Consider the following 21,200-nt stretch of genomic DNA (forward strand, 5'->3'; position numbering starts at 1 on the left):
GACTGTGGTTCCGGCGGGGTCGCTTGCTCATCTTGCTTCCTCTTCGCGGCCAGCATGGCCGCTGTCAGATCGGCAATCCACTTATCCCCGCTGTTCAGATTCCTAGAACCACCTCTCAACCGACTACGTCTGATGGGCGGCGTGATCACCGCCGAACGGATCGCCTTGCTCATCGAAGGTGCGCCGGCGTGGGCGTTGATAGGCCTAACCGCGCCGGACGAAAGGTTGCGGGCTGCGGCCCAGTTGGAAGTCGCGCAGCGCGTGTATGGCGGCCTGTTCCAGCCGGTGAACGCTGACGGCGCGCAGATGCCGCTGCCGTGGTAATGCTGCAGAAGTGGCTGAAGAACACAGCACGACCAGTTGGCCGTTCATCCCAGGCTGTCTTGGGGCGCGCTGCCATGGTGCTGGCAGATCGGACACCCGAACGCGAAGGCGATGAGTGCCGTGGCGGCCATGCAGCTTATGATGAATCGGATAGTACAGCGGCTGTTTGCCCGTTACCGCCGATTGCCCGTTTTCGGCGAAAAATACGCTGAACCGTTGTGCTATTTCGCTAGCGGTCTGGAAACAGCATTGCGGCGGGCAAAGATCGCTTATAGGCTGGCGATCAGCATTGATTGCCCCTGGAAGAACGGTCGGGTGTGGACCCCAGATCGTTGGAGAACCCTAGAGGGCAATCAATGCTGCACTGGCAGTTTGGAGCTACCAGCGATTGGGTCCGTCTCCGAACGCAACCCCACCATGTGTACCGATGCTTTGTTAGGACACAAGAGGGCGCGGGCCCTAACGGTTACTCGACTCGTCGCGTCGCACGGGGGCTTCATCGAACACTGGCGCCGCAACGCGTGGACTTCTGCGGGGTTCGAGATGGTCAAGGGAACGGATGGGGAACGGAAATTTATTTTCGGCAGAAATCCGCCATTCTATGCAGAACGCATCATAAACATCAGTCCAGCCTAGTTGACGGACCTGAAAAATTTGAAAGCTTCAATCCGCGCTGCGCGTATCACGTCCTTGGCGGCAAGCAGGGGATGCGGTCCCGATCGCGAGGGTCGCTAAGGGCCGACGCGTTACACGTCGCTGGCCATCTGACTGCCCTGTCATTGCCAAGCCGGTACAGATAGCCGCGCGCAAGCCGATCTCCGCTGACGAGGCGTAGCGGAGTTCGCAGAAGGTATCACGCGTTAGGAAGCTTGCCAGATGACAAGCGCGTTACCGAGAAATTCAGGTAGCCTCACACATTTCTAAACGCTTTAAAAAGCCGTCATGTGCCACGTCGAGCGAAGCGATGTGTACGTTTGCTTCCTTTACGATCTTTGCCTGAATTACAGTTTCGAGATCGAGATAGGATTTTTTGTACAGCCAGTTCGCGACATCACCCCAGTCCCAAAGGGGATGCTTCGATGTGACCTTAACGGCTGGCGCAGGAAACCCACACGCGCGTTCTCCCTTCGCGTACAGCGAAATTGCTTGGCGGCTTAGGTTAGCCCGTTCGGCAATTTCGCTAAGGCTGACGAGATGATCCGGCTCTACGCGTTCGACAGTCAGACCAGCGTCTTTTACATTCTGGCAAGCGGAAGCCACTGCCCGCGAGAAGGACACCGATTCACGATCGAATTCAACGATGAGCACGCCCTTTTGAACACTGAGGGTCGCATCATCGCACCCTGCTTCAAACAGGGCGTTTTCGTAGTCGTCAGCTTCTGGATCGAAGCCAGAGGCGATGATCGTGAATTCAAAAGTTTTCACTGTTCATCCTCCTTCTCTAAATGTGGGCACCGGTCCACGGCGCGAATGAGAGCCTTTGCATGGTTCTGGGCGTTCTTGGGCGTAGACCAGACACTAACCTGACAACCATCACGGTCATGGAAAGGGCACCAAAGGCGCCCCCATGCATGTCCGTTAGACATTTTGACTAACCAGCCATTGAGTTCTGCGTAAGCGACAGCGCCTTCAATGTGCTTATCCGGGTGAGCTGGCCTAGCCACCTGATAGCTGCATATTTAGCGCGGTGTTCACATCTGTCAACAGTCATGCCCCTCAAAGGTTGCGATCATCTTATGATATTCGCCGCAATCGTCGTTGCGTTGATCGCCGCGATGGTCGTTGCGTTGGTCGGCGCATATCCCATGGTTTTCGTACATGAAAGCTTTGCCGGTATGAACAAGCCGCCATATCTGCCTGAAAGTTGGCGGCGCTGAACGCGCGAACGGAAAGATCTCGTATTCAGCGGCGCTAGCATCGGCTCAGAATCGCGTGCAGACAAGCGGCAGCCCCACGCCTAACCCTCCGGTTTGGCAGACCGTTCAAACCGGCTACCGAACCGTGATGATCGCCGACTGGCACTTCTACGCGCTAGCAATTCCTGCCGTGATACTGCTCGGACTTGCCAAGGGCGGCTTCGCAGGCATGAGAAGCTATGCCTTAGTCGATCGGCTGCGCTGGCCAGATCTCCTCATGGAGGTCGACAAGCTCACGATCCAAAATGGCTAGCTGATCGAATGCAGATGCGACCCGACCGCTGAACTGCGCAACCTCCGCGACGTTGTCGTACATCCGGTCGGTGCTCTGCGTGATCGCTAGGGTGCGAGATTGAGGACGGGTCACGCGAGCACCGTACTTCCGTCGCACAATCGCATCGCCGTCCGTTTGCCAGTGATCGTGGACAAAGCGGTTGCGCTCGTTTCGCAGATCGTTGTCGATGGTGTTCAACAGGCGTTCGATTTGACCGTACAGGTCTGGATCAACGCTTTGTGCTGCCAGCACCTTCGCGACTGCTACCCGCTGTCGGACATCCATATGCGACAGAATGGTACCGAGGACGGACCAGACCGGTTCGCTGTCGAGATCCTCGTCGGCAAACCTCGCCAGGTTAACGCAGAGGCTTTGCAGCGTGTGCTCGATGTTGGCCCACCAGTACGACGATCGCCCGATCTCGGTCGCTACTTGGTCCAGTGTGTCAGAAGGAATGCGCATTGTCGGCAGATACCTTGGAATGACGGGCCTGCGCGGCACAACGCCGGCGGGGCATAACGGACACGGGCAGCCATCAAGGTCAAGGCTGCGGATTAGCGCTGAGGCGACGTCACTGTAGCCTTGCCACTCTGTCACGGCTCGGAACGTCCACGGACGTGCACGGACACATGCAATCCGCTCAAGGGACTTTCCAGCGTCCGTAGCCGTCCGCGCGGGACGCGGAGTCCCTGTTTCCAACCGATTCCAAACCAGCTTCCAAGCAATATGCAGAAATTCGTCGGCCACTATCGCGCTTGTCGTGCCTTCGGGACAGATGGGACAGCGTGAAATTGAGCCTGTCCCGAAAAAACCGTTTGAAACCAACGATTAGGACAGATGGACAGAATGGACAGTATATTTGGAGTTGGGAAAATAAGGTAATGAGCAAGGGGCAATACCGTGGTGGGCCGCTGCGTGTGTGGGTAGCGCAGCAACGGCGGGTCTGGCGGGATATTCCCTGTCCCGGCTGTCCCGATTGTCCAAACCCATGGAAATAAACAGATTTCTCGCGATATTAGCGTGGACAGGATTAATTGCGCTGTCCACGCTGTCCACTCAGTTTTAAGTTTATGGAAATGTACGGCATCAATGCGTCGCTGAATCTTGCGCCAGCCACAACCGAAGATGGAGCTTTTCGAGTAAATTGATCAGCTTCCCACCCCGACGGCCACCCGCTAGCTTCTGGGAAAGGGGAAAAGGCGAGTGACTTACGCTAAGGGGATGCATCCAGGAGCGGTGTGGAAAAGAACAGACCTCCAGATCCACACCCCGCGGGATGCGCAATGGCAGGGCAGTCCGAACCTTGCCGGTGGAACCGCGGAGTTGGAAGCGGTGCGCGCGGATTGGGCCGATCGCTTCGTTCAACAATGCCTCGACGGAAAATTCGGGGCCATTGCACTGACCGACCACCACGACGCCTGCTTCACTCCCTACGTTCGGGAAGCGATTGAACGCGCCGGCGCGGGTGATCTTCTCTGGCTCTTCCCGGGTATGGAGGTAACCTGCGGCGACTCCTCACAATGCCTCATTTTATTCGACAGCGGCACGCCTCCGGCTACAGTAGGCCGGTTATACGGTGGTCACCTTAATGTGGCCGAACCCGACAACAACGCCGCAAAGGCTCCTCAAACGGTTCCCTGCGGCAAGGATCTCAGAGAGTTCTTAGCGAGCATAGCTAGTGACTCGCTTATCGCCGCGGCCGCAATCGTCCTGCCAAACGGCAGTGACGGCGGCCACAAGACCATCATACGGCAAGGATTTGCGCCACGCTTCGCTAACCTGCCATTTGATGGCGTCTACACTGATCACCGGTTCGATCGGTTGGGCGATTCTGCGAAACGGAAGCTTTACGGCGAGACCATTGAGTGGGGCACGCGTCGGCGCGGCGTCATTCCAACGGGCGACAACCGCCAAAATGATTTTGGGCGGCTCGGAGTGCACGATTGCTGGATGCGTCTTGGTGAACCTAGCGCCGAAGCGATCCGTCAAGCGGTCCTAGCAGACGAGGCGAGGATCGCCTACGAGCAACCGGCGCTGCCTAGCCAACGCATCCTTGAAATTCGCGTAAGTTCGTCGCTCACCGGGCCGCACTTTGCGATGTCATTCAATGATGGGTTCAACGCGTTGATCGGCGGCCGCGGCTCCGGCAAGTCGGCGATACTCGAATACCTTCGTTTTGGCCTGGGACGCAGTTCAGCCGATGTTGTCACGGGCGAGGACAGCTATCGCGAACGAGACCAAGAACTCATTTCGCAAACATTGGCGGATGGAGAGGTGGTGATCACCCTCGAGCGCGACGGCGTGCGGGAGACGTGGCGCCGTTCGGGTGCCAGTCGTGAGACAATAACAGTCGATGGCGACAACGGACAGATCCAATTAACTGTTGCTGATGCCCAGCAGCGCTTTCGTGCCCGGGCCTTTTACCAGCGTCAACTGTCGTCGATCGTTCTGGACCGAGGCCGGACCGCAGAACAAATCACCGGCATCGCGGCCGCTGAATTCGCGGACCAACGTCGCTTAATTGAACGCGATATTGAAAGCGCTAAGCGCGATGTCGCTTCCGCCTACCAGAAGGCAGTGGAGTTCTGGGTAGCGGAAGCGGAGCTCTCGGCCAATTCAGCGGCGGCGAGTGACCTCCGACTCCGGATTGAGGCCGTGAGAAGCCGTCTCAACGAGGCTGGTCTTAGCGCCGGACATAGAGATCTGCTCGACTCAGCCCCAGATTATGCGCTTGCCTCGCGACTTATCGAAGAAGCCCGCCAGCACCTCGTTAACGATCTCGTCCAACTCAGGCGCGCCCGCGACCATCTAAAATCGTTAGACATGGAACCATGGCAACCGCTGTTGCATCGATTTGTCGGCCTCTCGTCCGTGGTCACTTTTGGTTCTGAGACAAAGGCGAAAGTTGAAGCCGCCCTAGCATTGGCTATCGACGCCGTGCAAGAATTTGACCTGGTGCAGAATGTACAGTTCGATGCCGTAGAACAGCAAACACACGAATTTTTTCACGAGCATGCTGTTGCGATCGAGCTTCAAGAGCACGTTAGATCCATCATAGATGAGGCGCAAAGACTAGCAATTGAATTGCAATCTACACTGGCCGCTGAGCGGCGCAGCGTGGTCCGGATCGACGGACTTCGACATGCGATCACAGGTCTGGGAGCCGCGCGCTTCGCCCTTGCTGAAAAAATTAGCGAGTTTAGTGAAATGCTTCGGACTGCCGCGGTAAGAGTTGTAGAGATGTCAAACGGCGCACTTCGGGGATCCGTTATGCTTGAGGGCAGTCCGAAGCAGTACCAGCATGCAATTCTGACGATTTGCGAAGGATCTCGAATTCGAGACCTACCGGCGCGGTGCGAAGACCGGGTGGCCGAAATTGCGGCAAATGGTACGGAAAATAGCTGGACCATTCTCGTCGACGCGATACTGAAAGTTAGACAGCACCAGCTCCAGACCGATGCCAAAACAGTCGGAGCCACCGAGCCGACCGGTCAGCTAATTTGTGGTCACCTGTTTGGGGAGCTAACCGCGCAGCAGCTCAACGGAATATATAGCCGTATAGACGACTCTGCGATCGTTCGCATGTTGACCGCGACCGCCACGCCTTTCATCGCCTTCGAGTATCGAGATGCGGGCAGATACATTCCTTTCGGCCAAGCCTCACCCGGCCAACAAGCTTCCGCGTTGCTCCAGCTCCTGTTAACGCAGGAAGCAGGCACGCTGATCATTGATCAACCAGAGGACGACCTCGACAACCGTGTCGTAATGGAGATTGCCCGGCTCCTTCAGCGGACGAAACGCCGTCGTCAGCTTGTGTTCGCAACTCACAATCCGAATTTTGTAGTCAACGGCGACGCTGACAAAATCGTTGCCTTAAAGGCGGGATCGGTCGATCAAGATTCCGAAGTAGAAAGCAATCGCATCGCGATCGACGTGGATGGCGCCATTGAGACGCCTTCTGTGCGCGATGCGGTCACGGAAACAATGGAGGGCGGGCAAGCAGCATTCGAACTGCGCGGTCGCAAATACAGTTTTTGATCCCCATAGATCCTCAGGGTAGGGGGCCGAGGGGCTGCAGGCGACCTAGCGAACCGACGCGCTCATAGTGTCGCTGACGACCGATCGGCAGGGGGAAGATGTGGCGTGCGTTCGCTCCTTCGCCCTTCTTCCAGCCCGGCACCATGGCGATTGCCCGCTGCACAGACGCGAGCAAGATCGTGTTATCGTCAACTCTTAGCGCCCGAAACAATTCTTGCGCGCAAGTAACGTTGCGGAATTGTGGGACAGCATCTTCATCAATACTGACACTGGTAACCGGGCTATCCAGCCAACCCATGATTCGGCCAACAAGTCCGTCTTCAGCGGTTTCCACTCGGCGGGATTCCTGGAGGCCAGAGGCATGGGCAAGGGCTTCGCCGGTTAGGTAGAGTGGCAACCCAGCTGCTGTGCTCTCTAGTTTCGCATGCATGCTGCGATAAACTGACATAGCCTCGGCCCAGTATTGGTCGACTTCCTTGCGGAACCGAGCGTTGTCGATGTCCTTGACGTGGCATTCAATGGGCAGGAAGCGGCGCCCGCCGGTAGCGTCGCGCAAATATTCCCTGGTATTCGTACTTCCGATGAGAATCGACTGACGCGGAAACTCCTGCGCGCGTGCATCATATGCCAAACGGACCTTGTCTGACTGCCTGCTGATGAAGGCCTTAATGTCCTGCACCTCAGATTTGAGGAAGCCAGAGAGTTCGGGCAATTCAACAATCCACCCGCCCTGTAACTTTTCGACCATGCTCTTTTGATCATGGAAGTTGCCGTCGAGTTCGACCGACCAATTACGCCCGAGTATTCGGATAAACGTGGACTTTCCGACGCCCTGCGCACCTTCTAGAATGACGGCATGGTCCCATTTGCATCCCGGTTCAAAAACCCGAGCGACGGCTGCAACCATCATCAGTCGCGCTACCTGACGAGTGTAGACGTTGTCGTCAGATCCCAGATAGTCGACGAAAAGGCGGTCGATCCGTTCGACGCCGTCCCACGCTACCCCTTCCAGGTACTCCCGGATTGGGTGGAAGCCGTTCTCCCGCGCGGCCAGCACCGTCGCGGCCTTAAGATCGCGATCAGAAACTTTTATGGCGTAACCTCCTTGGGTTTTGGGCGTCTCGATGATCGACCGCACGGCGTAGTCGCGATCGCTCGACCAAGCCTCACCGTTGAGCGTATCCCGCACCTGCCAAACCGGCCCAACTAGCTGCCGGGCGTCCTTTGCAGCGCTTGCGCGCGACTTCGACTTATGTCCTGGCGCGGTACGCTGAACGGTTTCCTGCGTGAATTCATTGCGCTGACACAGACCCTTAAACCGCGGATCGTTTTTCATGATCAGTTCGATATTGGGCAAGTTCGCGACTATGCCCTTATCGGTATAGGCGAGTAACGTCTTCCAATCATCGCGTGCAGGCGTATCAACGCCGATACTGAACACGTCCTCGTCGGTTGTAATAGTCGGCTGGGGTGCCGGCGCAGTGTTCAAAAGGTCTTCGAACTCACTGTAGTCGTCGAACAATGAGGGTGCCGTCTGTGGGGTGGTTTCTGGCTCTAAATCGTCGTCCGGCAGATCCTCAAGTTCGGCCATGATACCAGCTTGCCGCTCCGCCTGCGCCCACGCCCGCACAGTCGCCATCGTCACGGGGTTGCCGCGGTACTTACCGAACGAGCGCCACTTGATGTCCCGCATCTCGCGGATTTGCTGCTCAGGGGTTTCCTTGACGCCGAACTTCGTCGACCGGCGGGTGTGCTTCTCCCACAGGTCCAAGCCTTCCTGCGACCCGCCGAACTGGTGGTGCAGCGCCTGGCCGAGACGTATCCAGTCATCATAGTGCAGATCGGAAACCGGAATCAGGTCAAGGTCGCCCTCTAACTGGCCGGGGCGAAATTCCAGCGGTTCACGCAGTTCGAACGCGAACGTGTCGGTGTTTATTGCGCCGAGCGACTCGATGTGACTGGCCGGAATGAACGGCTGCTCGAAAGCGTCGAAGTCGAACTCGCGGACCCAGGTGTAGGCTTTCCCGGTGACCGGATGGATCGAGGGAGCCGTTGCTGTTTGCTTACCGGTCCCGAATAGCTCAAGTTCCCAATCCCAATGCCATACGCCGTCCGGACCGCGGTGTTTGCCTTCGCTGTGGGCGAGCATTTTTGAGCGAAATGGCGCATCGCTGATGAAATAGAGGTGGCGGGACTCGCCGCCGCTGCCCGACCGGACTTCCGGCAGATCCTCGCGCCGGACGTCGGGGAACAGGTTAGAGAACGCTGCCCATGCTTCATCAGCCAGTTGGGCGTCTCGAATATCCAGATCGATCGCGTACAGGAAGCCGTCTGCGAGGCGTGACGGTTCACCGAGTCGCACGCCGACGTTGTTACCTGGAGCATAGGATCGGCGAAGCTGGTCGAGCGATGCAACAGTTGTTTCCGACCACTTCTCGCCAATCGGGCGTTTAGATTTCGGGTGCAACCAGTGAAGCGCTACACCGGCAGCGCAGAGAGGTCCAATAGCGTCGAGCATTGGTTGATGTGCGGTACTTGGAACGGTAGACATAATACAACTAAGCCTTGTGTCAGGCCCAGAATCTGCTATGTATTTCCGTGTGGACGGATTCGCAGAATCCAGGGAAGCCGGAGCGGATTGATCCTCGCTCCGGCTTTCTGTTTTTTTGGGTGACTGGCGCCTTACGGCGTGACCATCGGTGACAGGTTCGGCAGGGCAAAAAGCCGCTCTTGCTGCGCAGCAGACACTCCCGCGAGGCCACCGATGATCACGACCTTGACCTGGTCGCCGTCGACGAGGAAATCCGTTTTGGCTGCACGGGCTGCCCGCCAACCGATGCAACGACTGATGCGCTGCCGATGCACTGTTTCGGCCTTGCCGATTTGCATGGCTAACTCCAACGGCATGCCGTCCACTTGCAAATCGGCAATAAGGCGACGTTGCCAGATGGACCACGGGATCATGCGGCGCGGCCTCACAGGACACCTGCGTCGTCGGAAACGCACTGCAGGCGTGCGGACTTCGCGAGCGCCATGACGGTCGAGGCGTCGGCGTGGTCGCTATTCGCCGCAGCCGTAGGTTTCGGGGTCGCCGTTGGTTGCGTATCTGGTTCACTTGCTGCCTTCGCGGGCGTGCCTTCGAAGCCTTGCAGGCCCATCTGGCTGCTCAGCGCTAGCAGCGTAGCCGCATCGCTTTTGACTGGTTGAGTCATGCTTCGATCTCCTGAATCTTTTCCTCGATCCGGGCAGTAGTTTCAGAGTAGCCTGCCCAATCCCACGCGCCTCGTCCGGGGCCGGCGTCGCAGAAGATATTCTGCCCCGCGGTCGTACTCATGGCGGCGCAAAGCATGGACGCGTTGCCTTCTACGTATGCCGTGGCCTGGCGGCTGTGCAGGCGAAGCGCATAGTCCTCAGCAGCGGCGAGACTCGCGAGTGCTCGACCAAACAGCGCGCCAGCTTCCTTAGCGGCAGCGAGCAACGGCGGCACCACCTCCGACCGGACGTGCTGGCCTTGCGCCCGCCGCCGTTCGGCTCGGGCATGTTCTACGTCCTGCAGGGCGCCTGGTAGCTGCTTGTCGACGAACTCCATGATCCGAACGCAGGCTGCTTGCGCTTCGATCAGTTCAGCGCGTTTAGCGTCTGACATCTGCTTTTCGGGGCGGGTTAGGCCCAGCACGTCGGCTTCCGCGTTGGCTAGCCGCACTGCATCATCGGCAGAGATTGCTAGTGCATTGGCGTCATGCGTGGCCTTTGCCGTGGCGCGCTTGTTCTGCAGGTTCTTAACCTGCTCCTGCGGGCTCATGCTGCTGCCCTCATGCGGGCCGACAATACGGCTTCCAGCCAAGCCTGGGGAATGACGGTCGCTTTGCCCTGCGGATGCACTCGCACCGGCGCAGGGAAGGTTCCCGCTCTTACCATCTCATATAGTGTGGGTTTCGAGATGCCGCAGAACGCGGCGGCTTGAGCAGGGCGCAAGTATGGCCCCCGCGGCTCAATGTCTTTCCATGGTTGCGAAGTAGTGGTCATGACGATTCTCCGACTCGGGTTTCCGATTCGGAGACATACACCCCCGGCCTTGTTCAACCTAATATCCGTGGGCAAGGCTTCGCGGAAGCGAGGCAAGTTGATTGTGCATTGACCAGTTCCACCGACTATTTCAACTTTCAGTTGAATTGAAGAATGTAGTCGGACCATTCGTCCATCAACTTGCGGCGGCGATCAATAGCCTCACCACGGCGGTATGCACGTCTAACGGCAGATCCAATCACGTGGGCCAGCGCTTCCTCGGATAGCTCGTCGGGGTAGCTAGTTTCGTCGGACGCCCAGTCTTTGAAGGACGATCTAAAACCATGAACGGTGACGTCCATTTTCATTCGCCGCAGTAGCATGGCCATGGCCATGTTCGACATCGGACGGTCTGGTTCTCCACCATGGAAAACGAAATCCGTGGGTTTTCCGCGATCCATTCCTGAGATCAGATGATGGGCTGCGTTCGAGAGCGGCACCGTATGCGGTCGACCACCTTTCATGCGGTCAGCCGGTACCGTCCATAAGCTACCCTCAATCTCTCCCCAGCGAGCCCCAAGGACTTCGCCCGATCGGGACGCGCAATGAATCAGAAATGTGAGTGCCTTTGCCGCCATCGCAGGACGGCCAGTAAGCATCTGCATGAACGACGGCATTTCGGAGTAGGGGAGCGCGCGATGGTGTCCGCGTGACAGCTTGGACCTAAGCGGTAGCAGGATATCCAGGTGGCCACGCCATTGCGCAGGGTTTGCGGCGTCACGGCTTCGTAATCCACGGGCCTTCGCCGCGTTCAAGATCTTTTCAATCCTGCCGCGAACGCGACCAGCGGTTTCTGGTTTGTCGGACCAGATCGGACGAAGCACGTCTAAGACATGGTCTGTAGTGATCGCATTAACATCTAAACCTGAAAGGCTGGCAGCGTGAGTTTTCAGACTGCTGCGCCATTGCTGCCGGTGCTTCTCGTTCCGCCATCCATTTTCGACGGACGAGATGTAATCCTCCGCATAGGTGGCAAACGTCGCTGACTTCGGAATGACCGCCGATGTCCGCGCAGCTTCCCGGCCCGCAACGGGATCGACTCCAGCGGCAAGATGGTCGCGAGCGGCACTAGCCAGGGTCCGCGCGTCAGCCAGCTTTACCGTGGCGGCAGAGCCCAAGCCCATTTCTCGCCGCTTGCCGTCCCATCGATAAATAAAGGTCCAGCGCTTCCCGCCATTGGTCGTGGAAAGATAAAGGCCACCCCCATCGGCAAGCCGGCTGTTATTTTTAGCGTTCTTCACCGCCAAGGCCGTGAGTGCGTTCGTTTTGGCCATCTCTGCCCCAATATCCTGCCCTGATTCGGCGGCCTCTTTAGCACATCCTCATCATACGCTATAATACGAAGAGGCTAGAAATATCATGCACAATCAAGCCAGTAGCGGAGTTCAGATCAACGTAACCATACGGTGTCATACGATAGGTTCGACGGACACCCTCTCCGCCATTTATTTACGACAGCATCGGATATCCGCCGTCAGGCGCTCCGCCATTGCGCGGCTGCTTGTGCACAGGGCGATGGCAATGCCCTTCGTCGCGGCCTAGACCCTAGGCGGTACGACCGCCGCCGCGTCGCCAGGAAAGATACCGCGCCAAGCTTATGACCGACCAGACTTTGGCAGACCTCGGCTGGACTGTGCATTTCGCGGACCAGCTTTCCGAGGACGAGCTTCTCCACTGCCACCCCGTCCGCGTGATGGCGGTGCACCGTGGCAAGATCGCGGTGTCGGGCGCCGAATCGCAGGGTTTCGTCTCGCCCTACATCGCCGGCGCCCAGCCCGGCGACGATCATCCGACGGTCGGCGACTGGCTGCTCGTCGACAATCGCACGCAGGAGGCGACGCGCGTCCTTCGCCGCATGAACCTGTTCAAGCGGCGCTCACCGGCGGATCCGCGAAAAGATCAGATGATCGCGGCCAATGTGGACACCGTCTTCATCGTCGCATCGTGCAATCAGGATTTCAGCATCGCCCGGCTCGAGCGGTATCTCGTGCTGGCGCGCGAAGTCGACGTGCACCCCGTCATAGTCCTCACCAAGGCCGACCTTACCGAAACTCCCGAAGAGTTCGCCGCCGCGGCGCGCGCGATCGAGCCGGGATTGCTCGTCGAAACCGTCGATGGTCGCGACCGGGCCGACGTCAGGCGGTTGGCGGCATGGTGTGGGCCCGGCAAGACCGTTGCGTTCCTCGGCTCGTCCGGCGTCGGCAAGTCCACGCTCGTCAACGCGTTGCGCGGATCGGACAGCATCGGGACGCAGGCGGTCCGTGCGAAGGACGGTACCGGCCGCCACACGACGACGGTGCGAGAGATGCACCGGCTCGACGATGGTGGCTGGCTGCTCGACCTGCCCGGCATGCGCGAGCTGCAATTGTCCGAGGCCGCGACCGGGCTGGCCGAGGTGTTCGACGATATTACGCTGTTGGCGCAGGAGTGCCGGTTCGCCGACTGTTCGCACGGCGTCGAGCCGGGGTGCGCGATCCAGGCGGCGATCGCGGGGGGGTCGCTGGCGCCGGACCGCTTCGACCGCTGGCGCAAGCTCAACGCGGAGGAAAACGGCGCCGCGTCACGGCTGACGAAGCGTCGGGTGCGGTAACGACCGCACCGCGCTTCGACGTTCCAAAGTGATCGAGGCCGTGCGAGCATCAAGGCACCGCATAAGTATTGCCGAGGCCGCTACGACGACAGTTCAAGATCTGATGAAGTATAGATCGCTTCGGTGAACTATGCCGGACAAGCAAACGCCCGGACCGTTTGCCGATCCGGGCGCCTGCGTGACGATCGCTCGTCAGCCCCCATTTTTTGCCCTCGCTCTTCGTCTTGCGACGGAGCGGAAAAGCAGTCCCCGAACCACGGCCGTTGCCTGTGTCTCAGCGAGTTTGTTGCTAGTTATGTCCATGGATTTTGTCACGGTCTTTGCGCGGGCCGTCTCACGATTGAACTGCGCCTGTGGCGATTGCGCAACAGACCAATCTAGACACTGCCGGATCGGGACCAATTCGCCTCGATGCGAGATACGCCACACCGCCGCGCCGCGGCTGACACACGGGCCCGACAGTTGCCTCGCAACGGGCCGCGTCCTAGAGCCGCTACACTGCTTCCCTAACGATCGAACCTGGCCGCCCATGATCCTGTCCCGCTACGAACGGATGATAGCCCGCCGCTATCTGCTGCCGGGCAAGGGGGAGGCGTTCATCTTCCTCGTCGCCTCGATCAGCCTGGTCGCGGTCATGCTCGGCGTCGCCGCGCTGGTCATCGTGATGAGCGTGATGAACGGCTTCCGCGCCGAGCTGTTCGACAAGATCGTCGGGCTCAACGGCCACGCGGTGGTGCAGGGCGTCGGCAACCGGCTTCCCGACTGGCGCGAGATCGTCGCGCAGGCGCAGAAGACGCCCGGCGTGACCAGCGCGCTGCCGCTGATCGAACAGCCGCTCGCCGCCACCTATAACGGACGCGCCGAGGCAGTGCTGGTGCGCGGGATGCGCGTCGACGACATCCGCCGCAATTCGACGATCAGCAACAAGGTGATCATGGGCTCGCTCCAGTCGATCACGCAAGGCAGCGGCCGCATCGCGATCGGCTCACGCCTTGCCGAATCGCTCGGCGCTCAGGTCGGCTCCGACATCTCGCTGTTCAGCCCGCAAGGCCAGACCACCCCGTTCGGTACCGTCCCGCGGATCGTCAGCTACACCGTCGGCGCGATCTTCGAGATCGGCGTCTATGATTACGACAAGGCATACATCATCATGCCGATCGAGGACGCGCAGACGCTCCTCCTGATGGGCGACGCGGCCGGCATGGTCGAGCTGAAGACGGTCGATGCGGACAAGGTCGCCGAGATCCTCAAGCCGCTGGCCGACAAGATCGGCGGGCGTGCAGTGATCGCCGACTGGCGGACGATGAACGCGCAGCTGTTCGAGGCGCTAGCGGTCGAGCGAGTCGCAATGTTCACCGTGCTGTCGATCATCATCCTCGTCGCGGTGTTCAACATCCTGTCGTCGCTGATCATGCTGGTCCGCGCCAAGACTCGCGACATCGCGATCCTGCGCACGATGGGTGCGACGCGCGGCTCGATGATGCGGATCTTCATCGTCGTCGGCACTACCATCGGCGCGCTCGGTACGGTTGCGGGCCTCGTGCTCGGCTTCATCTTCCTGTTCTACCGGCAGGGCGTGGTGAACTTCGTCCAGCTCGTCACCGGCCAGAACCTCTGGGATCCCTCGATCCGCTATCTAACCGAATTGCCGTCGAAGACCGACCCCGTCGAGATCGTCGTGATCGCGCTGATGGCGCTCGTCTTTAGCTTCCTCGCAACGCTCTATCCGGCCTGGAAAGCGGCGAGTACCGACCCCGTGCAGGTGCTGCGTTATGAATGAAGGCCTCAAAATCGATCGCCAGATCGAGAAGTTCGACGATTACGTCCTCCAGACCAGCGGGCTGACCAAGAGCTTCACGCAGGGCGGCGCGACCATCGATGTGCTCCGCGGCGTCGACCTCGCGATCGCGCCGGGCGAAATCGTCGCGCTGCTGGGGCCATCGGGGTCGGGCAAGTCGACGCTGTTGCAAGCCGTGGGCCTGCTCGAGGGCGGCTTCCAGGGATCGATCAGGATCGCCGGCACGGAGGCCGCTAAGCTCAACGCGCATGAGCGCACCGTCGTGCGCCGCGACAGCCTCGGCTTCGTCTACCAGTTCCATCACCTGCTGCCGGACTTCAACGCGACCGAGAACGTCGTCCTCCCGCAGCTCGTCCACGGCGCCACGCGCGCCGAGGCGGACCGGCGGGCGGCGGAATTGCTGACCCAGCTCGGCCTCGGCCACCGCCTCACGCACCGCCCGAGCCAGCTCTCCGGTGGCGAACAGCAGCGCGTCGCGGTTGCCCGCGCGCTCGCTAACAAGCCGGCTTTGGTGCTGGCCGACGAGCCGACCGGCAACCTCGACGAGCATACCGCCGACATCGTCTTCGCCGAGTTCATCCGCCTGGTCCGCGAGCAGGGCACCGCAGCGGTCGTCGCGACGCATAACGAGCGGCTCGCGGCCCGCATGGACCGCGTGCTGCGGCTGCACGAGGGACGGCTGGCGTGACCTGGGGCGAGACGCCGACGCTCACCGGGCGTCACGTCACGCTCCGCCCGCTGGTAGCCGACGACATGGACGCGCTGGTCGCAGCGGCGTCGGCGGACAACCTCTGGGACACGTTCTACGCCAACGTGTCGATGATGAAGGCACCCGACCGCTGGCTCGCTGCGGCGTTACGGGAGCAGGATTTCGGGCGGGCGCAGCTGTTCGCGGTGGTGGCTGGCGGGACCGTCGTCGGCACCACGCGGTTCATGCGGATGAACGAGGGTAACAAGCGGCTCGAGATCGGCGGCACCTTCTACGCCAAGTCCGTCCAGCGCACCGGCGTCAACACCGAGGCGAAGCTGATGCTCCTCACGCACGCGTTCGACGTCCTAGGCTGCGAATGCGTCCAGATTCGCACCGATTCACTCAACAAGAACTCCCAGCGCGCGATCGAACGCCTCGGCGCCAAGCGCGATGGCGTCCTGCGCGGGCACCAGGTGATGGCGGACGGCCGCTTGCGTGACACGGTGGTCTACAGCATCCTCCGCCACGAATGGCCGGGCGTGCGTCAGAATTTGGCGTATCTGCTGGCCCGCAACGAGGACCGTCCATGACCGCGATCACCGACTTCACCGTGAAGACCGCCGACGGCAGCGCCGCGGCGCTTGAACCGTATCGCGGCAAGGTGCTGCTGATCGTCAACACCGCCTCGAAATGCGGCTTCACGCCGCAATATGAGGGGCTCGAAGCGTTGCACCGGGACTATGCTGATCGGGGTTTCGAGGTGCTCGCGTTTCCCTGCAACCAGTTCGGCGCGCAGGAGCCCGGGGATGCCGAGGAAATCGCGAATTTCTGCACGCTGACGTACGACGTGACGTTCCCGGTCTTTGCGAAGATCGACGTCAACGGGGCAGGGGCGGACCCGCTGTTCGAGCGGTTGAAGGCGGATGCGCCAGGCGTGCTGGGGTCGAAGGCGATCAAGTGGAACTTCACCAAGTTCCTGGTTGGGCGGGATGGCACAGTCCTCGATCGCTATGCTCCGACCACTAAGCCCGAGGACATCCGCAAGGATATCGAGAAGCTGCTGTAACCCATAAGGGCACCACTCCAGACCACCACCCCGGCGAAGGCCGGGGCCCAATTGGGGGACGGCAGTGAAGACCGCTGCGCTCCGTTACTGCAACCCTTCCAATTGGGCCCCGGCCTTCGCCGGGGTGGTGCGTAAGGGATGGGGTGGCTCAATTCCAACCCAAGCTTGTCCCCCCGCGAAGGCGGGGGCCCAGACTGGACTCCCGCCTTCGCGGGAGAACAACTTACGCGGTCACCGAAAACGCCGGCGCCCCCTTCTTATGCGCCAAGGCCAAAGCGATCGAAGCCACCCCGCCAAACAAAAAGCTGATCCCCAACACATACCCCGGCAACGTCAACGCCGACCAGGGCAACGTCGCCAGCACAATCACCGCCAGCACGATGTTCACCACACCCAGCGCAATCATCAACCCCTTGCCCCGACGAAACCGCGCCCCAAGCCCGATCTCCAACGCTCCACGAACACCAAGCCAAACCGCAATCAGCAACGTCAGCGAGATCGCGCCCGTCGCCGGCTCGAACGCCATGATCAGCCCGATCACCAGCGACACCAGCCCGAACCCGATCGCATAGCCGCGCCCCTCATGCCCCTTGCCGGCAAACCCCGACACGATCGACACGATCCCGGCCGCAATGAGAAACGCCCCGATCACCAGCGTCGCGGCATAAGTCGCGGAAAACGGCGACACGAACGCCATGATCCCGAGCACCACCGACAGCACGCCGTAAGCCAGGATCCACCCCCAGCCAGCGCCTGCCCGCGGCGTCCCCGCCGCCGTCGTTTCAGTCTGGGCAAAGCGCCCGCGTGGATCGGTCATGATAAAGCTCCCAGAAGTCCCCGCCGCAACGGCTCGTCGTGTCCACGGTTCCGATCGGACTCATCCCCGCTGGTCGAATCACGCCGCAGCGCCTACCTCTGGTCGATGCATTCCGGTTACGTCCCCCTCCGCGTTTTCTCCTGCTACACCATGCTCGACGGCGCCATCGATCCCAAGGCGATCGCCAAGCAGGCACGCGCGCTGGGCTTCCCCGCCGCCGCGCTGACCGATCGCAACGGGCTCTACGCGGCGATGGCGTACTCGGACGCCGCCAAGAAGGACGGCGTGCAGCCGATCATCGGCGTGATGCTCGGCGTCAGCCGCCCCGACATGCCCGACGGCGTCGCCACCCCGTTCGACTGGATCGCGCTCTACGCGCAGGACATGACGGGCTACGACAATCTCTGCGCGCTCGTCTCGATGGCGCATCTCGACCGCCCGATCGAGATGCCCGCGCACGTCGATTTCGCCGCACTCGAACGCCACACCGAAGGCCTGCTCGCCCTGACCGCAGGCGGCGAAGGGGGGCTCGCCAGGCTGTTCGCGGAAGGCCAGCCCGACCGCGCCCGCGCGTATCTCGACCGCCTCCAAGGCCTGTTCGGCGACCGCCTGTACATCGAGCTCTCGCGCCGCAACGACGCCACCGAGATGGCAGCCGAAAACGACCTCATCGACATCGCCTATGAGCGCAACCTGCCGCTGGTCGCGACCAACCCGTGCTGCTTCACCGAGAGCGCATTCGGCGACGCGCACGACGCCATGCTCTGCATCGCGCACTCGACCTATGTCGAGACCGAGGACCGCATCCGCAGCTGCCCCGAAGCCTGGATGAAGCCGGCCAAGGTCATGCACGAGATGTTCGCCGACCTGCCCGAGGCGATCGCCAACACCTTGGTCGTCGCGCAGCGCTGCGCGGTGATGGCCCCGTATCGGAAACCGATCCTCCCCAGCCTCGCCGGCGACATCGAGGGCGAGGCCAAGCTCCTCCGCGACGACGCCGAAGCAGGCCTCGAAGCGCGCCTCGCCCGCATCACCGAACTCCACGGCGAGGGCGAGGACGGCTGGCGCGACGTCTACCGCAAGCGCCTCGCGTTCGAGGTCGACGTGATCGTCCAGATGGGCTTTCCCGGATACTTCCTGATCGTCGCCGACTTCATCAAATGGGCGAAGGACCACGACATCCCGGTCGGTCCGGGCCGTGGTTCGGGCGCCGGCTCGGTCGTCGCCTGGTCGCTGACGATCACCGATCTCGATCCGATCAAGCTCGGCCTGCTGTTCGAGCGCTTCCTGAACCCGGAACGCGTGTCGATGCCCGATTTCGACATCGATTTCTGCGAAACCCGCCGCGTCGAGGTGATCCGCTACGTCCAGGAGAAATATGGCCGCGATCAGGTCGCGCAGATCATCACCTTCGGGAAGCTGAAGGCGCGCGCAGTGCTCAAGGACACCGGCCGCGTGCTCCAGATGAGCTACGGCCAGATCGACCGCCTCGCCAAGCTGGTGCCGAACCACCCGACTGATCCGTGGACGCTGGAACGCGCGCTGAACGGCGTCGGTGAACTGGCGAAGGAATACGCCAACGACAACGGCGTCCGGAAGCTGCTCGATCTCGCAATGAAGCTGGAGGGCCTGCCGCGCCACTCGTCGACGCACGCCGCCGGCGTGGTGATCGGCGACCGGCCGCTCGCGCAGCTCGTGCCCCTGTACCGCGATCCGCGCTCCGACATGCCCGTCACGCAGTTCGACATGAAATATGTCGAGGGCGCGGGCCTCGTGAAGTTCGATTTTCTCGGGCTCAAGACGCTGTCGGTGCTCCAGAAGGCGGTGCAGCTGCTCGCCAAGCGCGGCATCGTCGTCGATCTCGACGCGCTCGAATGGGATGATGCGGGCGTCTACGCGCTGCTGCAAAAGGGCGACACGGTCGGCGTGTTCCAGCTCGAATCGGAGGGCATGCGCCGCACGCTGTCCGCCGTCCGCCCGTCCAATTTCGGCGACATCATCGCGCTCGTGTCGCTCTACCGACCGGGCCCGATGGACAACATCCCCTCGTTCGGCCGCCGCAAGAACGGCACCGAGGCGATCGATTACCCGCACCCGCTGCTCGAACCGATCCTGTCGGAGACCTACGGGATCTTCGTGTACCAGGAGCAGGTCATGCAGGCCGCGCAGGTCCTCGCTGGCTTCTCGCTCGGCGGCGCCGATCTGCTGCGCCGCGCGATGGGCAAGAAGGTGAAGGCCGAGATGGACGCGCAGCGCGCGGGCTTCGTCGAGGGCTGCCTGAGCGTCAACGGCATCAAGAAGGCCGAGGCGAACGCGCTGTTCGACTTGATCGACAAGTTCGCCGGCTACGGCTTCAACAAGAGCCACGCCGCCGCCTACGCGCTGCTCGCCTACCAGACCGCATGGCTGAAGGCGCACCACCCGCACGAATTCTTCGCGGCGTCGATGTGCTACGACCTCCACCAGACCGACAAGCTCGCCATCTTCACCGACGACATGCGCCGCCTGGGGATCACCGCGCTGCCGCCCTGCATTAACGCAAGCCAGGCCGAGTTCGACGTCGAGGTCTTGCCCGACGTCGAGGAGAACAACCTCGCCGTCCGCTACGCTCTTGGCGCCCTGAAAAGCGTCGGCGAAGGCGCGATGGAGAAGCTCATCGTCGAGCGCGTCCAGAACGGCCCGTTCGCCGGCCTCGACGACCTCGCCAAGCGCGTCGACCCGCGGCTCCTCAACAAGCGCCAGCTCGAAACACTCGCCGCCGCCGGCGCTTTCGACTCGTTCGAGCCCAACCGCGCCGGCATCCACGCCACCGCCGAAACCATCCTCGCGATCGCCGCGCGCACGCACGAACAGAAGACCAGCGGGCAGGGCGGCCTGTTCGGCGACGCCGAGCCCGCGGGCGACGCGATCAAGCTTCCCCCCTCGGTCCGCTGGACGCTCAGCCAGCGTATGGACCAGGAGAAGGAAGCGTTCGGCTTCTATTTCTCCGCGCACCCGGTCGATCGCCACCGCCACATCGCCAACAGCCACGGCGCCCGCGCCTACACGGCGCTGTCCGAGCTCAATATCCCTGACGACGGCAGCCGCGCCGGTGCGACGATGGCGGTGCTGGTCGAGGACGCGCGTTACCGCACGTCGGCCCGCGGCAAGCGCTTCATGATGGCGCAATGCTCCGACGCCAGCGGCCAGTTCATGGCCACTTGCTTCGACGAACAGGTTTCGCGCGATCTCGAAGAAGCGGCCAAGGCCGGCGGCTGCGGCCTGATCACCGTCGAACTCGATCGCAAGCCCGGCGAGGATACGCCGCGCGTAAGCATCAAGCGCATCCAGCCGTTCGAGGGCCTCGCCAACCTCGCCCGCTTCCAGGTGGTCGTGACGATCTCCGACATGAGCGCGTTCGCCGGTCTCGCCTCACTGCTCGCCGAGCATCGCGGCGCCCGCGGCGAGGTGCGAGTCCGCGCACAACTCCCCGATGGCGAGGTCTGCATCCTGCTCGGCCGCGACTTCCTGCTCGACGGAGAGCTTGTCGAGCACATCGAGTCGTTGCACGGTGTGGCCAAGGTCGAGCTGAAGACCTCGGAAACGAGGCTCGCTCTGGTCGGATAACAGCTTGGGAGAGCG

The 21,200-nt window shown here is 61.2% G+C and carries 17 protein-coding genes; 8 read left to right on the forward strand and 9 right to left on the reverse strand.

Annotated elements, in window-relative coordinates; genetic code table 11:
- Positions 1–132: 132 nt before the first annotated feature.
- Positions 133–324, forward strand: a complete 192-nt coding sequence (locus tag U1708_RS18565) for a DUF6771 family protein (RefSeq protein WP_332747561.1) — start codon at positions 133–135, stop codon at positions 322–324.
- A gap of 900 nt (positions 325–1,224) precedes the next feature.
- Here U1708_RS18565 and U1708_RS18570 read toward each other — a convergent pair.
- Together U1708_RS18570 and U1708_RS18575 are read right to left on the reverse strand one after the other, a co-directional pair.
- Positions 1,225–1,749: a helix-turn-helix transcriptional regulator gene (locus tag U1708_RS18570; protein WP_332747564.1), complete on the reverse strand. Its 525-nt coding sequence runs from the start codon at positions 1,747–1,749 to the stop codon at positions 1,225–1,227.
- A gap of 675 nt (positions 1,750–2,424) precedes the next feature.
- Positions 2,425–2,976, reverse strand: a complete 552-nt coding sequence (locus U1708_RS18575) for a hypothetical protein (RefSeq protein WP_332747566.1) — start codon at positions 2,974–2,976, stop codon at positions 2,425–2,427.
- 741 nt (positions 2,977–3,717) lie between these two features.
- On the opposite strand from U1708_RS18575, the gene U1708_RS18580 reads away from it, so the two are divergent.
- On the forward strand, positions 3,718–6,552 hold the full coding sequence (locus U1708_RS18580; protein ID WP_332747567.1) for a TrlF family AAA-like ATPase: 2,835 nt from the start codon (positions 3,718–3,720) through the stop codon (positions 6,550–6,552).
- A gap of 13 nt (positions 6,553–6,565) precedes the next feature.
- On the opposite strand, the gene U1708_RS18585 is transcribed toward U1708_RS18580, so the two are convergent.
- The 6 genes from U1708_RS18585 to U1708_RS18605 form a co-directional block, all read right to left on the reverse strand.
- Positions 6,566–9,070: a VapE domain-containing protein gene (locus U1708_RS18585; RefSeq protein ID WP_332747570.1), complete on the reverse strand. Its 2,505-nt coding sequence runs from the start codon at positions 9,068–9,070 to the stop codon at positions 6,566–6,568.
- Between the two features lie 164 nt (positions 9,071–9,234).
- A complete protein-coding gene (locus tag U1708_RS18590) occupies positions 9,235–9,516 on the reverse strand; it encodes a hypothetical protein (protein WP_332747572.1) in 282 nt (93 codons plus the stop codon).
- Positions 9,517–9,527: 11 nt separating this feature from the next.
- Positions 9,528–9,764 carry a hypothetical protein gene (locus U1708_RS18595; RefSeq protein ID WP_332747573.1) on the reverse strand — a complete coding sequence of 79 codons (237 nt, stop codon included), beginning with the start codon at positions 9,762–9,764 and terminating at the stop codon, positions 9,528–9,530.
- A complete protein-coding gene (locus tag U1708_RS18600; protein WP_332747574.1) occupies positions 9,761–10,354 on the reverse strand; it encodes a hypothetical protein in 594 nt (197 codons plus the stop codon). Before U1708_RS18600 ends, U1708_RS18595 begins: the two co-directional genes overlap by 4 nt.
- On the reverse strand, positions 10,351–10,746 hold the full coding sequence (locus U1708_RS20760) for a helix-turn-helix transcriptional regulator (RefSeq protein ID WP_443030082.1): 396 nt from the start codon (positions 10,744–10,746) through the stop codon (positions 10,351–10,353). The genes U1708_RS18600 and U1708_RS20760 overlap by 4 nt, the downstream gene beginning before the upstream one ends.
- Complete coding sequence (locus U1708_RS18605) at positions 10,716–11,891, reverse strand: tyrosine-type recombinase/integrase (protein WP_332747575.1); 1,176 nt, start codon at positions 11,889–11,891, stop codon at positions 10,716–10,718. The genes U1708_RS20760 and U1708_RS18605 overlap by 31 nt, the downstream gene beginning before the upstream one ends.
- 323 nt (positions 11,892–12,214) lie before the next feature.
- Here U1708_RS18605 and rsgA point away from each other — a divergent pair, with 323 nt between their 5' ends.
- From rsgA to U1708_RS18630, 5 genes are all read left to right on the forward strand, one after another.
- Positions 12,215–13,207 carry a ribosome small subunit-dependent GTPase A gene (gene rsgA / locus U1708_RS18610; RefSeq protein ID WP_332747578.1) on the forward strand — a complete coding sequence of 331 codons (993 nt, stop codon included), beginning with the start codon at positions 12,215–12,217 and terminating at the stop codon, positions 13,205–13,207.
- A gap of 529 nt (positions 13,208–13,736) precedes the next feature.
- Positions 13,737–14,987 carry a lipoprotein-releasing ABC transporter permease subunit gene (locus U1708_RS18615; protein ID WP_332747580.1) on the forward strand — a complete coding sequence of 417 codons (1,251 nt, stop codon included), beginning with the start codon at positions 13,737–13,739 and terminating at the stop codon, positions 14,985–14,987.
- A complete protein-coding gene (locus tag U1708_RS18620; RefSeq protein ID WP_248522956.1) occupies positions 14,980–15,693 on the forward strand; it encodes an ABC transporter ATP-binding protein in 714 nt (237 codons plus the stop codon). Before U1708_RS18615 ends, U1708_RS18620 begins: the two co-directional genes overlap by 8 nt.
- Entirely contained in the window at positions 15,690–16,286 is a 597-nt protein-coding gene (locus U1708_RS18625; protein ID WP_332747581.1) for a GNAT family N-acetyltransferase, read from the forward strand. The genes U1708_RS18620 and U1708_RS18625 overlap by 4 nt, the downstream gene beginning before the upstream one ends.
- Positions 16,283–16,762, forward strand: a complete 480-nt coding sequence (locus U1708_RS18630) for a glutathione peroxidase (protein WP_332747582.1) — start codon at positions 16,283–16,285, stop codon at positions 16,760–16,762. The genes U1708_RS18625 and U1708_RS18630 overlap by 4 nt, the downstream gene beginning before the upstream one ends.
- Before the next feature lie 223 nt (positions 16,763–16,985).
- On the opposite strand, the gene U1708_RS18635 is transcribed toward U1708_RS18630, so the two are convergent.
- A complete protein-coding gene (locus U1708_RS18635) occupies positions 16,986–17,579 on the reverse strand; it encodes an HdeD family acid-resistance protein (protein ID WP_332747583.1) in 594 nt (197 codons plus the stop codon).
- Positions 17,580–17,684: 105 nt separating this feature from the next.
- On the opposite strand from U1708_RS18635, the gene dnaE reads away from it, so the two are divergent.
- Positions 17,685–21,185, forward strand: coding sequence for a DNA polymerase III subunit alpha (gene dnaE / locus U1708_RS18640; protein WP_332747585.1), 3,501 nt, complete (start codon positions 17,685–17,687; stop codon positions 21,183–21,185).
- The last annotated feature ends 15 nt before the right edge of the window (positions 21,186–21,200 follow it).

The organism is Sphingomonas arabinosi, assembly GCF_036663715.1.
In the GTDB taxonomy this organism is placed as follows: Bacteria; Pseudomonadota; Alphaproteobacteria; order Sphingomonadales; family Sphingomonadaceae; genus Sphingomonas.